The 12,454-nt window shown below is 40.5% G+C and carries 17 protein-coding genes; 2 read left to right on the forward strand and 15 right to left on the reverse strand.

What is annotated here, in order from left to right; all coding sequences use genetic code 11:
- Positions 1-6 precede the first annotated feature (6 nt).
- The 14 genes from CVT00_RS00635 to mqnP form a co-directional block, all read right to left on the reverse strand.
- Positions 7-789, reverse strand: a complete 783-nt coding sequence (locus CVT00_RS00635; RefSeq protein ID WP_103558276.1) for a hypothetical protein — start codon at positions 787-789, stop codon at positions 7-9.
- Complete coding sequence (locus tag CVT00_RS00640; protein WP_103558275.1) at positions 783-1,724, reverse strand: helix-turn-helix domain-containing protein; 942 nt, start codon at positions 1,722-1,724, stop codon at positions 783-785. The genes CVT00_RS00635 and CVT00_RS00640 overlap by 7 nt, the downstream gene beginning before the upstream one ends.
- Entirely contained in the window at positions 1,717-2,397 is a 681-nt protein-coding gene (rlmB, locus tag CVT00_RS00645) for a 23S rRNA (guanosine(2251)-2'-O)-methyltransferase RlmB (protein WP_103558274.1), read from the reverse strand. The genes CVT00_RS00640 and rlmB overlap by 8 nt, the downstream gene beginning before the upstream one ends.
- Positions 2,398-2,497: 100 nt before the next feature.
- The gene (gene rsmI, locus CVT00_RS00650) at positions 2,498-3,313 is read right to left on the reverse strand and encodes a 16S rRNA (cytidine(1402)-2'-O)-methyltransferase (protein ID WP_103558273.1); all 816 of its coding nucleotides are present in this window, start codon (positions 3,311-3,313) and stop codon (positions 2,498-2,500) included.
- A 3-nt stretch (positions 3,314-3,316) separates the two neighbouring features.
- Complete coding sequence (rpmE, locus tag CVT00_RS00655) at positions 3,317-3,517, reverse strand: 50S ribosomal protein L31 (protein ID WP_009295018.1); 201 nt, start codon at positions 3,515-3,517, stop codon at positions 3,317-3,319.
- Positions 3,518-3,598: 81 nt separating this feature from the next.
- Positions 3,599-4,255 carry a 16S rRNA (uracil(1498)-N(3))-methyltransferase gene (locus CVT00_RS00660; protein WP_103558272.1) on the reverse strand — a complete coding sequence of 219 codons (657 nt, stop codon included), beginning with the start codon at positions 4,253-4,255 and terminating at the stop codon, positions 3,599-3,601.
- The gene (locus CVT00_RS00665; protein ID WP_107915058.1) at positions 4,256-4,657 is read right to left on the reverse strand and encodes a hypothetical protein; all 402 of its coding nucleotides are present in this window, start codon (positions 4,655-4,657) and stop codon (positions 4,256-4,258) included.
- Positions 4,654-4,857, reverse strand: a complete 204-nt coding sequence (locus CVT00_RS00670) for a hypothetical protein (RefSeq protein ID WP_009295012.1) — start codon at positions 4,855-4,857, stop codon at positions 4,654-4,656. Before CVT00_RS00670 ends, CVT00_RS00665 begins: the two co-directional genes overlap by 4 nt.
- Positions 4,857-5,438: a 6-pyruvoyl trahydropterin synthase family protein gene (locus CVT00_RS00675; RefSeq protein WP_103558349.1), complete on the reverse strand. Its 582-nt coding sequence runs from the start codon at positions 5,436-5,438 to the stop codon at positions 4,857-4,859. Before CVT00_RS00675 ends, CVT00_RS00670 begins: the two co-directional genes overlap by 1 nt.
- Positions 5,438-6,193, reverse strand: coding sequence for a 7-carboxy-7-deazaguanine synthase QueE (locus tag CVT00_RS00680; RefSeq protein ID WP_103558270.1), 756 nt, complete (start codon positions 6,191-6,193; stop codon positions 5,438-5,440). Before CVT00_RS00680 ends, CVT00_RS00675 begins: the two co-directional genes overlap by 1 nt.
- Positions 6,193-7,161: a GTP 3',8-cyclase MoaA gene (moaA, locus tag CVT00_RS00685; RefSeq protein WP_107915060.1), complete on the reverse strand. Its 969-nt coding sequence runs from the start codon at positions 7,159-7,161 to the stop codon at positions 6,193-6,195. Before moaA ends, CVT00_RS00680 begins: the two co-directional genes overlap by 1 nt.
- A gap of 134 nt (positions 7,162-7,295) precedes the next feature.
- Entirely contained in the window at positions 7,296-7,802 is a 507-nt protein-coding gene (locus CVT00_RS00690) for a DUF6115 domain-containing protein (protein WP_012001066.1), read from the reverse strand.
- A 9-nt stretch (positions 7,803-7,811) separates the two neighbouring features.
- Positions 7,812-8,333, reverse strand: coding sequence for a hypothetical protein (locus CVT00_RS00695; protein ID WP_002942437.1), 522 nt, complete (start codon positions 8,331-8,333; stop codon positions 7,812-7,814).
- Positions 8,330-9,190, reverse strand: coding sequence for a menaquinone biosynthesis prenyltransferase MqnP (gene mqnP / locus CVT00_RS00700; protein WP_413784148.1), 861 nt, complete (start codon positions 9,188-9,190; stop codon positions 8,330-8,332). The genes CVT00_RS00695 and mqnP overlap by 4 nt, the downstream gene beginning before the upstream one ends.
- A gap of 103 nt (positions 9,191-9,293) precedes the next feature.
- Between mqnP and CVT00_RS00705 the strand changes: the two genes are divergently transcribed.
- Both CVT00_RS00705 and miaA read left to right on the forward strand, forming a co-directional pair.
- Positions 9,294-10,508, forward strand: coding sequence for an NAD(P)/FAD-dependent oxidoreductase (locus tag CVT00_RS00705; protein ID WP_107915062.1), 1,215 nt, complete (start codon positions 9,294-9,296; stop codon positions 10,506-10,508).
- 2 nt (positions 10,509-10,510) lie between these two features.
- The gene (gene miaA / locus CVT00_RS00710; protein ID WP_107915064.1) at positions 10,511-11,386 is read left to right on the forward strand and encodes a tRNA (adenosine(37)-N6)-dimethylallyltransferase MiaA; all 876 of its coding nucleotides are present in this window, start codon (positions 10,511-10,513) and stop codon (positions 11,384-11,386) included.
- Positions 11,387-11,461: 75 nt separating this feature from the next.
- Here miaA and CVT00_RS00715 read toward each other — a convergent pair whose 3' ends face one another.
- The gene (locus CVT00_RS00715; protein ID WP_107915066.1) at positions 11,462-12,454 is read right to left on the reverse strand and encodes an iron-sulfur cluster assembly scaffold protein; all 993 of its coding nucleotides are present in this window, start codon (positions 12,452-12,454) and stop codon (positions 11,462-11,464) included.

Genomic DNA, 12,454 nt, shown 5'->3' on the forward strand with positions numbered 1-12,454 from the left:
TTGCTCCTATTTTATAAGCTTGATAATTATCTCGTTTTTAATGTTAGTTATGTCGTTATTATCGCTAATTAACGCATATTTTGCGTCGTTAGCTAAATTTATGGTGTAGTTAGTTTTTATCTCGTTTTCTCTTTTTAGATCGATTTGGTTTAAATTTTTATCATAAATTCTAACAAGTGGCACCCATTTGTTTGGCTCGTTTGAGATGATATTTAGGCTACTTGCGCCTGCCACGTCGACGATATAGACGCCGCCACTTTTGACAAGTGGGGTCTCTTCGTTAAAATTTACTTTTGAGGCATTTAGGCTCATATTTTTAGCGTCCAAATAAAGCGCTAAATTTCCATCAACTCTATCAAATCCCATGATCTTAAAGCTGCTTTTACTAAGCGTGAAATTTAGCAAATTTGGATCTATGCCACCACTTTTTAGAGCTAAAATCCCATAAGAAATTTCATTGCCATTTTTTAGAGAATTTACCCTTGCCACGCTTATGTTTGCATCTTCAAGAGCTAAATTTATCGATTTTACAAATAGTGCTGAGGGGGCTTTTTGCGTGCTTATAAATTTTAAATTTAAGCTATTTGAGCTAAAAGAGAGAGCATCGTAGTTTGAGCTTTGCTTTAGCCTTGAGACCAGCTCGCCGACGTTTAGCGAGCCGTTGGTGTCTAAATTTTCTAAAGAAATTTGCAGATCTTTTCCGCTACTTAGTGCGTTTGCACTGCTATTTAGATCAAAAGCGTATGAAAAAACGCTAAAAAGAAGAAATATGGCTAGTTTTTTTACCAAGATTTGCCCTTATTCATCTCGACAAACTCGTCATAAGTTAAAAATTTCATATCGCCATTTTCTACTAAAAATCTAGCTGGACGGCTTGGGTTATATTTTGTTACTTTATCGCCTATCTTAAGCTCGATGTTGCCATTTCCGCAAACGACTAGCTGTCTTTGGTCTAAATTTATATTGACACTTTTGCTTGTATCGCTTGATGTTTTTTGGCCATTTTCAAGGTTGATGATACCTATCCAAACGCGTTGTTTTGGTGTGATGACAGCCTCATTTAGCGGCTTTGTCGCGTTTTGCTCTACTTTTGGAGCTGGCTGGGCTGTCATGCTAGGCTTTAGGGCATTTTGATCAACGCTAGCAGGACTTACAGTCACGTTTTGCTCAGCTGGAGCTGAAATTTTCACGCTTGAAGCGTTTGCATCGATCTTTGGAGTGTTTTGAGAGATCGTTACGTTTGTGTCGATGATGTTTTTCTTAACTTCATTTACGATGCTTGATTGCGAGTAGGTCACGCTTGTGTTGTCTTCATTTAAGCTTGCTATGAAATTTTGGACGTATTTATAAGCGTCAAAGTAGTAAGCGCCGCCAGCGATGATAGCTAAAATGATGATCCAGAAGAAAAATCCAGCCCCGCCACCGCTACTTTGCCTTTGGATCGAGACATCTTCAGGTGTGTATGATGAAATTTTTGGGCTAACTTTTGTTTTTTTGCTCTCATCAGGCATGTTTTCTTGCATAAATGCGTCGTATTCGGCTAGAAGTTCGCTAAGATCGACGCCATACTCACGCTGTAAAATTTTGGCGTAGCCTCTGATGTTTAAGCGTGATAATTTTTCAAAATTTTTGTCAAAAATGTATTGTAAAAATGTCGGTTCAATGTGCGTCTTACGCGAAATTTCCTTTATGCCTATCTCTTTTAAATTTTCTAATTCATTCATCTATCATCCTATCACAAATTATCGCAAAAGCTGCACTTACATTTAGGGAGTCCCAGCCATCTTTTAGCTTGATACCGACGCACTCATCGCACTTTGCTAGAGCTTTTTGCGGTATGCCTTCACCCTCTGAGCCCATCACCAAAGCCCTCTTGCCAGCAAATTTCATCTCTTTTATATTTTTGCCGTTGCTCGCCGTAGCATAGAGCCTGAAACCACACTGTTTTAGCTCATTTAGCAGGCTAAGTCCGTCTTCAAAAATGGCTATTGGTATCTCGTAAGCAGCACCGCTACTTGACCTTAAAACGCCTTGCATATTTACACTTTTTGTAACGACAACTAGCCCTTCGCAGCCTAGAGCATAGGCACTTCTAGCGATGGCACCGATGTTTCCGACGTCACTTATGCCGTAAAGCACGGCGATGAAATTTAGCTTTTTTAGCTCGCTAAAGTCTGAAAACTCAAACTCGCTAACGCTTGCTAAGAAGCCTTGATGGTTGCCGCCATGCGCCATAGATTGAGCTTTTTGATTATCCACGCGGATGATCTTCTTGCCTGTGCCACAAATTTTTGAGAAGAGTTTTTTATCACACTCTTTTGAGAGATAGATCTCTTCTAGGATCTGTGGGCGCTTGTTCAAAATATGTAAAAATAGCTGTTTTCCGTATATTATCATGGTTGCTTATGGTAGCTAAAGTCAAGTAAAATTTAACTTATTTTGCTTCTAAATTTGAGTGAATTTTTGAAACTTTGTGGGTAAATTTGAGCTTTTAAATTTATGCTTTTATGAGCTGGTCGTATATCTTTTTGACATCTTCACCAGTTATTTTGCTAAGCAGTTTTGCCTTTGCCTTTGGGGCTATATCAAGAGAGATGATCTCATCTTTTGTGATGTTTTGAGTGGCTATGTTAGCACTTTTTGAGACGACAACTGCCCACTCGCCATTTAAATTTGCTTTTTCTAAAATTTGGAATAAATTTTTGGCTGTGCCCTTAAATTTAGTCTCAAATTTTTTGGTGGCCTCTTTTATGGCAAAAATTTCTCTCTCTGGTTCTAAATTTGCGATGCTTTGCACTAAGCTTAATATGCGTTTTGGGCTTTCATAGATCACGGCTGGATAGGCTAAATTTAAAGCATTTTGTATAGCTAAAGCCCTCTCTCTACCGGTATTTGGTAAAAAGCCTAAAAAAACAAACTCTTTATCGCAAAGTCCGCTTGCAACCACGCTTAAAAGTGCAGCGTTTGCTCCGCTTAAAATTTCGTATTTGATATCATTTTTTTGAGCATATCTTACTAGGCTAACGCCTGGGTCACTTATGCCTGGCATGCCAGCGTCGCTCATATAAGCTATATTTTTGCTCAAAATTTCATCACTTAAATTTGCAAAAAATTCATCTTCGTTGTGGGTGTGAAGCGGGATAAAATTTGAGATGTTTATATTTGCGTCAAAGCGTTCGTTTAGTAGATTTACAAGGCTTTTGCAAACTCTTGTATCTTCGCAGATAGCTATCTCGCATTCACGCAAAATTTTGATCGCACGAAGCGAGATATCTTCTAAATTTCCTATTGGAGTAGGAACAAAGTAGAGCAAGGCTTATTTTTGAGCGTATTTTTTCTTAAATTTCTCAACACGGCCAGCGCTATCAACTATTTTTTCGCTGCCTGTGAAAAATGGGTGGCACTTGTCGCAAATGTCAATTCTGATTTCGCTTTTGTTTGACTTTGTCTTAAAAGTGTTGCCACACGCGCAAGTTACGGTGCAATCTACATACTCTGGATGGATCTCTTTTTTCATCATCTTTCCTTTATTATTTTGGGCTATTTGTTACCTTAAAAGTTGCTGATTATATAAAAACTAATCTAAAAATCAAATAAATCAGGCAAGAAATTTTGCCGCTACAGATATGACTGCGGTCTGTGATCTTAAGATATTTTTTGTATTTAGGCCGTAGATATTTTTAAATTTAGCCGTCTCATCCTCGCTAAATCCGCCCTCTGGACCGATTATTAAAATTTCATCATATCTTTTTTCATTTAAATTTTTACCGCCAAAATTTATGGCTGAGACATTTTTATAAACGCTCATTAGCTCGTCTAAATTTTTATAAATTTCAAACTCCATTAGCGATGTTCTCCCGCACTGCTCGCATGAAAGTGCGTTTATGTAGTTTAGCTTTTCAAGGTCGATCTTGAAATTTGCCTGAGAAAATTTAGTGTAGACAAAGGCGATCTTGCCAACGCCAAGCTCATTTAAAAATGGTAGAGCCTTTTCGATCGTCTTTGGATCAACGACCGCCCAAGCGATGGTAAAGTCAAATTTATGCTCGCAGTTTAGGCTGGCAAAGACAAGGCTTAAATTTGCACTTCTGCGCTCTATCTCATCAACCTCATAGATGTACTCTTTGCCATCGTATAAATTTCTAACGCTTACGCGCTCTCCTGCTTCAACCCTTCTAGCTTTTAGGTGTAAAAATGCCTCATTTACTATTTTTAGGCGCTCTTCGCCAGCATTTTTATCATATAAAAATTTCATCTAAATCCCTGCAATAACAATCAAAATAATCTCACAAATGCCTTTAATAAGGGCAAATTTTTTAAATTTCTCTAGCTCGCCAGCAACGGCGTATCTTTTTAGCCTTTTATATCCAACTGCGCTAAGTGCGATCAAAGCTATCAAAACAAGAAGCATTTTTATGGCGTTAAATTTTAGCTCATAGCTATAATATGCCCACAAAATAAGCCCAGTTAGCACCAAAAAGCTAAGTAGCATATGATAAATAGGCAAAAAATACCTTATGCGAAGCACGTAGTTTTTAGTCCTCACTCCAAACTGAGTAAGCGCTAGATAAAGCACCGCTAAAGCAAGTAGCGCATAAAAAAATGTCACGTGAAATGGCAAAGTGTAGGCAAAAAGCGAGGCTAAATGTTCGTTCATTTCTTCTCTTTAGGAGGCTCGTTTTCCTCGACTACTGGCTCAGGTGGGAGCTGCTCGTCGATAGTTACGTTCGCATCAGGCTGAGCTATCGTAACATCACTGGGGACTGGCTCACTAACGTCACTTTTGGCTTCTTCTTTATCTCCACATCCCAAAAATACGCCAGCTATAAGCAAAAAAGAGGTTATAAATTTTTTCATTAAACGTCCTTTGGATTTTCTATTTTTATCTTATTTATCATCTTTTCAAGCAAATTTTTATCTTCCCACTCGTCCATAACCGCCTCAGAAAATTTGATATCACTAAGCCTTATCTCGCCCATTTGTGGGTTTATCGCGTCCTCTTTGAAACACTGCGCATAGCCAGTGTCGGTCTCGTGCACGATGACGCTGTAAAGCTTCACCTCGCGCTCGCCGTTGTTCATCACGCTAAGCTCAAGCAGCCTCTCGATCATTACAAAAAATATACGGCAAAACTGCTCTGCACTGGGATTTAGCGGGATCTCGATCCACCTTGCAGAGTGCTTTTTAAGGTCGTTTTTGTATTCGTCGCTATCGCCTGAATATATGGTCGTGGCGTGGTCAAAGCTATCGATGATCGTTTTTATGTTTTGCTTCATCAGCCCAAAGTCATAGACCATGCCAGCGTTGTCTAAGAAATTTGAGCTAAGTAAAATTTCAGCCACGTAGCTGTGGCCGTGGATGCTCGTCCTGCAGCGCTTTGAGCTACAAAACCTCACGATATGCGCATTTTCAAATCTAAAAAGTTTTCTAATAATCATCAAACACCCTCTTTGTCGCCCCAAAGCCTGATGTGGATACGCTCTGAGTAGTTAAATCCATGCTTTATGGCAAACTGCGCTGTTTTTAGAGCATTTTTGCTTAGCTCGTCCTCATTTGCGCCCATCGCCATGCACCAAACTGGCAAATTTGCTCTATCTTTTATATATAAAATTTCCTCCAGCTCGCTTTTATCAAAGCGCGAGAGGACAAATTTTAAAAAGCTGCTTTTTGCGTTATTTTTGATAGCCAAGATGGCATCTAAATTTATGCGTTTTTGCTCGCTAACTCCGCTATTTGCTAGCTTTACGCCAAGTGCAAAATGGCAGTTTTTATAAATTTCAAATTTATCAAAATCAACCAAGATCGTGCCATTTGTCTCAAAATGCACCTCGTAATTTATAAGCAAATTTCTTACCAAATTTATGAAATTTTCATTTTGATGCCAGATGAGTGGCTCGCCGCCTGTTAAAACGATGATCGGCTTTTGCTCTAAGCCTTTACAAAGCCCATCAACTAGGCTTAAAATTTCATCTGCGCTATATCTTTTGTGGTGAAAATGTCCCTTAAAAACGGCTCTTATGCTATCGCATCCCAAAAGCTCTTCGCCTGTTTTTAAAGACCTTGTCTTTACGCCAAAGCCAGAGCAGTTTAGGTTGCAGCCCAAAAAGCGTAAAAATATGGCGAGTCTTCCCTGATAAGCGCCCTCGCCTTGGATGCTTAAAAATGCCTCAACTAATTCTAGCTCTTTGCTCATCAACCACCAGTTTGGTAAAAGGCCCTTGAGGAGGTTTCGTTTTCAGCTCCTAGCGCCCATTTGTTCTCTTTTGGCTTGTTAGTTAGCACTTGTCTTAAGATCTCGCTTGCTGCGACGATGTCACCATTTGCAACTGCTTTTTTGATACTTAGCGCATCTTCAAAGTAAAGGCAAGGTATCAAAAGCCCCTCAGCACTTAGCCTAATGCGGTTGCAACTCTCGCAAAAGTCGTGTTTATGTGGGTCAATGATGCCAAATTTATAGCCGTCATCAAGCCTATAAATAGACGCAGGTGCGTTTGGTAACTTTTCATCTTTTGTGATGTTGTATTTTTGCGAGATGATACTCAAAATTTCATCGCTTTTTAGCCCTTTTAGATCCTCTTTGGCGTGCGAGTTTTCCATATATTCGATAAATCTGATCTGAGAGTTTCTAAATTTAGCAAACTCAAGCAAATTTACGAGTTCATCGTCGTTAAAGCCTTTTAGAGCGACCGTGTTTATCTTGACCTTTAGCCCAGCATCAAGTGCTGCTTCAAAGCCAGCCAAAACCTCGTGTAAGACGCTCTTTTGAGCGATAAATTTAGCCTTTTGCTCATTTAGCGTATCAAGTGACATATTTATGCGCTTTAGACCAGCGTCTTTTAGCCTTTTGGCAAAGTGTGGCAGCATAAAGCCATTTGTCGTAAGCGCTAGATCGATGTCTGGCTTGTAATCGCTTATCATCTTTATAAAGACGTCCAGATCCTTGCGCACGAGTGGCTCGCCGCCTGTGATCCTGATCTTTTTCACACCCTCGTCGATAGCTACTTTGACAAATAAAAATAGCTCTTCAAATGTCAGTAAATTCTCTTTTGGTGTCCAACTAAATGGCGTCGTAGGCATGCAATATCTACATCTAAAATTGCAGCGCTGCGTCACGGAAATTCTTAAATAATCAACAACCCGACCATATTTATCTATTAGCATAAAGCACCTTTTTTAAGCTTGGTTAGAGCTTTTTAATTTTCAATTATATGTTAAAAGATTTAAATTTAAATAAAAATTTAAGCTAATTTTTGTAGTTTAAGAGTAGTTTTGTCTTTTAAAATTATCCTATAAATTTAGGCTAATTTATGAAATTTAAGCACAAACTCAACTCTCCCCATACCCACGTGAAGATCTTTAGCGATCATGGCTGCACTTTTGCCATCTTTAAACATCTTTAGGATCTGCTCTTCTTCATTTATAACGCTCGGGGCGATTTTGTTGATATCTCTTGTTCGCTCCTCAAGGTTAAACATCCTATCTTTTTGCTCGTTTGCAAAGTCATCGATCACTCGCTCGATGCTCTTTATAGCGCGGATTATCGGCACGATTTTTTCATTTATCTGCTCATTTATCTGCTCTTTTAGCTCATCTTTTACATCTTTTAGCTGCTCGTCATCATCAGGCTTGAAGCTTGCTAGTGCGGCTAGCTGCTTTTTGAGATTGTAGTTTTCTTGCATGGCGCTCTCTATGGCACGCTCATACCTTGCAAATTTCTTATTTGTCTCGCTATCTTTTATAAATATCAAAGCTATTATTATCGCTAAAACGATGCCAAAACCTAAAAAAATGTAAATTTCCATATTTTTCCTTTACGAATTCGCTCTAAGCTCTCTTATCATCACACGCTCTCTAGCCGTCACGTAAGCGTTCCAGTCGGCCTCGTCCTCTTCGTGCATGTTCTCTATCTTTGCTAGCCTCTCATCCTGCGCCCTTAGATAAAGGCTCAAATTTCTCTTTGGAAAGATAGGCATTGCGATCCTTGCGTAGTAAATTTCATCTTTTTTAAATTTATCTTCGCTTATTTTTATATGCGTAAAGCCGATCTCATCGATATCTGCGCTCTCTTTTAGTGGCAAGTATTGCTTGTGCTCGTTTTTTATATAATCACTAAGCGCATCGATCTTTCTATGAAGCTCGATGACAAGCGTTAGCAAGACTTGGTCGCTCTCTTTGGTCTCGCCGCGTGATTTGGCTCGTTTTAGCCACGCTCCGAGCGCATCTTCGTCGCCTGGCAAGATAGAGTTAAATTCTCTTAAAAATTTCTCATCTCCACTTCTGTCACACTCATAAACCATGCTAAGAGGCGCTTTAAAAAGCCTTACTTCGCTCATAATACACTGATCCAAACAAAGATGAAAAATAAAATTCCCAAGTAGCCATTTAGCGTGAAAAACGCCCGATCTATCTTGCTAAAGTCGCGCCTTACGATCCTATGCTCGAAAAATAATATCACGCCACTTACCACAATGCCAAAAAACGCCATCGCTCCAAGCCCAGCCGCCCAAGCAAAAAGTAGCCAAAGTATAAAGGCTAGAGCGTGAAAAATGGCTGATAAAAATAGTGTCGCCTTGTCGCCATAAATGGCTGGTATGCTAAAGAGCTTGTTCTCTTGGTCAAATTTAATATCTTGAAGCGAGTAAAGCAGGTCAAATCCAGCCACCCAAAATGTCACACCAAGGCAAAGTAGCACGCTCCAAAGCGGTATGGCAGCGCTCACTGCTACCACGCCAGCGATGGGGGCAAGTCCAAGACTAAGGCCTAGCACCAAGTGCGCTAGCTCGCTAAATCGCTTAAACAGCGAGTATCCGCCAAGCACGGCAAGGATAGGGAAGCTTAGCCAAAATGCGAGCGAATTTACAAAATAAGCGCAGATGATAAAGATAAACGCGTTTGCTACGATGAAGAGCTGCATATTGCCCTTGCCGATGCGCCCATCGACGCTTGGACGGCTTGCGGTGCGTGGGTTTAGCTTGTCGATGTCTTCGTCTTGGTATCTGTTAAACGCCATGGCGAAATTTCTAGCGCTGACTGCGCAAAGAGTGCCTAAAATAAGCAGTTTAAAGCCAAACCAAGCCGAGCCGTTTTCTATCTTGCTCGCAACTATCATCGCCACAAAGATAAATGGCAGGGCAAAAACCGAGTGCTTAAAAACGATGAGTTCTGCGATATCTTTTAGCTTTTTAATCATATAAATTTCCATGTTTTTTAAAAAGTGTTTGATTTTACATCATTTTGCTTTAAATCTAAATTTATATTATCATTGCGAGAGCAATTTAAAATGAAGGGTTATGATGAGTAAAATAGCGATTATCGGAGATAGTTTTAGTGCGTTATTTACGGCACTTGAGCTAGCTAAAAAGGGTGAGGAAATTTTAGTTATTAGTAGCCAAAAAGATGAGTTTGAGAGCGGAATTTTAACCCCATTTAACACCCCAGCGCTCGCAAGAGATGGAGCGATATCTAGCTCATTTTTGGGGCTAGTTAGTAAAAAAAGCGAGCTTGATATAGCACTTTGCCTAAATGAAAACTTTAGGGCGTGGATGGCGAATTTTACGCTTAAATCAACAAAGGCTCACGATAAAAAGATGAGAATTTTGTTTAAGAAATTTGGACAAAAGAGCTTTGAAATTTTCAAAGAGCTAAACGAAAAATATCCGCAGATAAATTTTGATGAGAGCGGCGTTTATCTCATCTTTAGCGAGGATGAGAGCTTTAAAAAAAGGCTTGATGAGACAAGGGTCGCTGATAGCGAGCAAGAAATTTTAAGCGTGGATAGTGAGCTAGCAAATTTTGGCCTGATAAATAAAAACATAAAAGGTGCGCTAAATTTAGCTAAAAACGCGAGTATCGATGCAGGAGAGCTAAAAAAAGCGCTTGTTAGCGAGCTAAATGAACTCGGAGTGCAGTTTATAAATGATGAAATTTATGAGCTAAAAACGCAGGGGCAAGCCGTGCAAAAGGCTGTTGGTGCAGCTGGCGAGTACGAGGCTGATAGCTTTGTCGTGGCGAGCAGAAATTTAGAGCTTTCAAGCAAGCTTGGGACAAATTTAAGCGCCATCTTGGCTAAATTTTACACGATAGATCTCGCGCTAAACGAGGGTCAAATCCCTAAAAAACCGATCATTTTAAATGATATGTTTGCCAAAATTTATCCAACCAAAAATGGCGTCACGATCATCACAAATTTACAAGTGGGCGCGATCGATACGCTTGTAAAAACAGAAAAGATCAACGCATTTTTAAACGAACTAAAAAGACACCTTGGCATAAGCGAGCTAAAAGAGCCTAGTTTTAGGGCAAATTTCGTGCTTCTTAGCTCAAACGACAAGCCAGCGATCGGACGTGATGAGACCTATCAAAATTTACTCTACAACCAAGCGTACGGGCTAAATGAACTAAGCTTTGCACCGCACTTTGCAAGCGTTTTGGCTGATCTTATAAAAGAGGGCAAAAGCAACGAGCAAAGTGATGAAATTTTACTTTTTAGCTCACTTTACGAGGGCTAAGCTTGTTTGGCGAGCTAGCACTAATCGGCACTACAGCAAGCGGTAAGAGCGATCTAGCCTTTGAGCTAGCAAAGGAATTTAATGGCGTCATCTTAAGCCTTGACTCACTCGCACTTTATAAAGAGATAGATATCGCCAGCGCAAAGCCAAAGCCTTGGCAGCTGGGGGCTGTGAGGCACTTTGGGGTGGATGAAATTTACCCTGATGAGGAATTTAGCGTTGGGGCATTTTTTGAAATTTATAAAAATGCAAAAGAATTTGCACGCTCGCAAGAGTGCTTGCTCATCATCACGGGAGGCAGCGGCTTTTATCTAAAGGCGATGCTAAGCGGTCTTGCGCCAGATGTGCCAAAATGCGAGATAAATTTAAGCAACGAGGAAATTTACGAGCTAGCTTTACAAAACGACCCTGAATTTGCAAGTAAATTTAGCCAAAACGACTCTTATCGTCTCGAAAAATGGTATCAAATTTATAAATTTAGCGGCCAAATTCCAAGCGTTTGGCTAAAGCAAAATACCAAAGAGAGCGTCATAAAAGAGCTTGCGATATTTGAAATTTTGTGGGATAAAGAGGAGCTTAGGGCACGCATAGCAAAGCGGACGAAAAATATGCTAGATGAGGGCTTGATAGATGAGGCGAAGTTTTTATTTGGCAAGTATAAAAGCGAGCCAAAACCCCTAAAATCGATAGGTCTAAAGGAGTGCAAGCAGTTTTTGGAGAGTGAAATTTCAAAAAGCGAGCTAGAAACGCTCATCGCCACGCATACAGCCCAGCTTGCTAAGCGTCAGCGAACCTTTAATCGATCGCAGTTTGAGAAGAAATTTGTGGGTGACTTGGCACAGACTAGAGGTGAAATTTTGAAATTTTTAAAAGGGTAAATTTAAATTGTCTAGGTGGTAAATTTAATTTAGCAGGGGGGGGCGAACAGCTCCAAAAGAAGCCGTTCGATAAATTTATATAGGCATGACCCTGATTTTTGGGCTTAGACTCTCTTGTAAGACATTTTCTATCGCATAAAGCGTGCCAGTCGAGCCGCTTGAACAGCCAGAGCAAGCGCCAAGATAGCGGATATAAACGTCGATATTTTCGCCGTTGTCGTTTCTGATGTCTATGATCTCTAAATTTCCGCCGTCCATCATAAGCATCGGGCGGATCTCTTTGTTGATGATCGACTCGATCGCTTTTAGCTGGCCAACCATCGTCATGCTCTCAAAGCTAACGTCGCTAAGTGTGTTGTTTGCTTGAGCATTTGCCTGAGCTTCAAGCCTCTCTTGCTCCATCTCAGCCCTAGTGTCGCGCAAGATATCAACCAAATAGTAGTCTTTTTTCTCGTGTCCGCCAGGTCTAACGCATGATTTGCAAAATGCGCCTGCTTTGGTGTATTGCGTGATCTCTTCAACCGTGTGAAGGTCGTTTAGTCTTATCACCTCTTTGATCGTGCCAAGGCTTACTCTAGCGCACTCGCAAACGATGATCTCATCTTCAAAGTGCTCTGGGTCTATGCCCTTGTAGCTTGCAGCAGCTGCCTTGATGACGTCATATGCCATGACCGAGCAGTGCATCTTTTGAGGCGGGACGGCTGGAGTGTCTGGGTTGTCACGCATAGCTCTTTCGACATCAAGGTTTGTGATCTTAACCGCCTCATCAACCGTTTTGCCGATGCAAAGCTCAGCCATCGTATCAGAGCTAGCTATAGCTGTACCACAGCCAAAGCTTTTAAATTTAGCGTCTATTATCTTGTCAGTTTTCTCATCAACGAGCCAGTAAAGCCTGACCGCGTCGCCGCAGCTTTCTGCGCCAAAGTCAGCGATGATGAGCTTTGCGTTTGCTTTTTTGGCGTCTTCTTCGGTTAGTTCTCCCATGAATTTAGGATTATTCATCCTATCTTGCACTACCTTTGAGTATTCATCCCAGATAGAGCCGCCGATTAAGTTATTTTTTGCCAT

Origin of the sequence: Campylobacter concisus (genome assembly GCF_003048675.2) — a bacterium.
Taxonomy (GTDB): domain Bacteria; phylum Campylobacterota; class Campylobacteria; order Campylobacterales; family Campylobacteraceae; genus Campylobacter_A; species Campylobacter_A concisus_F.

Bases quoted from the DNA above. Each gene is read 5' to 3' on its own strand.
- moaA (WP_107915060.1), bottom strand. From the start codon at position 7,161: ATGCTAATAGATAAATATGGTCGGGTTGTTGATTATTTAAGAATTTCC.
- CVT00_RS00715 (WP_107915066.1), bottom strand. From the start codon at position 12,454: ATGGCAAAAAATAACTTAATCGGCGGCTCTATCTGGGATGAATACTCA.
- CVT00_RS00680 (WP_103558270.1), bottom strand. From the start codon at position 6,193: ATGAGCAAAGAGCTAGAATTAGTTGAGGCATTTTTAAGCATCCAAGGC.
- CVT00_RS00675 (WP_103558349.1), bottom strand. From the start codon at position 5,438: ATGATTATTAGAAAACTTTTTAGATTTGAAAATGCGCATATCGTGAGG.
- rpmE (WP_009295018.1), bottom strand. From the start codon at position 3,517: ATGAAAAAAGAGATCCATCCAGAGTATGTAGATTGCACCGTAACTTGC.
- CVT00_RS00640 (WP_103558275.1), bottom strand. From the start codon at position 1,724: ATGAATGAATTAGAAAATTTAAAAGAGATAGGCATAAAGGAAATTTCG.
- CVT00_RS00705 (WP_107915062.1), top strand. From the start codon at position 9,294: ATGAGTAAAATAGCGATTATCGGAGATAGTTTTAGTGCGTTATTTACG.
- mqnP (WP_413784148.1), bottom strand. From the start codon at position 9,190: ATGATTAAAAAGCTAAAAGATATCGCAGAACTCATCGTTTTTAAGCAC.
- CVT00_RS00670 (WP_009295012.1), bottom strand. From the start codon at position 4,857: ATGAAAAAATTTATAACCTCTTTTTTGCTTATAGCTGGCGTATTTTTG.
- rlmB (WP_103558274.1), bottom strand. From the start codon at position 2,397: ATGATAATATACGGAAAACAGCTATTTTTACATATTTTGAACAAGCGC.
- CVT00_RS00690 (WP_012001066.1), bottom strand. From the start codon at position 7,802: ATGGAAATTTACATTTTTTTAGGTTTTGGCATCGTTTTAGCGATAATA.
- CVT00_RS00665 (WP_107915058.1), bottom strand. From the start codon at position 4,657: ATGAACGAACATTTAGCCTCGCTTTTTGCCTACACTTTGCCATTTCAC.
- CVT00_RS00660 (WP_103558272.1), bottom strand. From the start codon at position 4,255: ATGAAATTTTTATATGATAAAAATGCTGGCGAAGAGCGCCTAAAAATA.
- CVT00_RS00695 (WP_002942437.1), bottom strand. From the start codon at position 8,333: ATGAGCGAAGTAAGGCTTTTTAAAGCGCCTCTTAGCATGGTTTATGAG.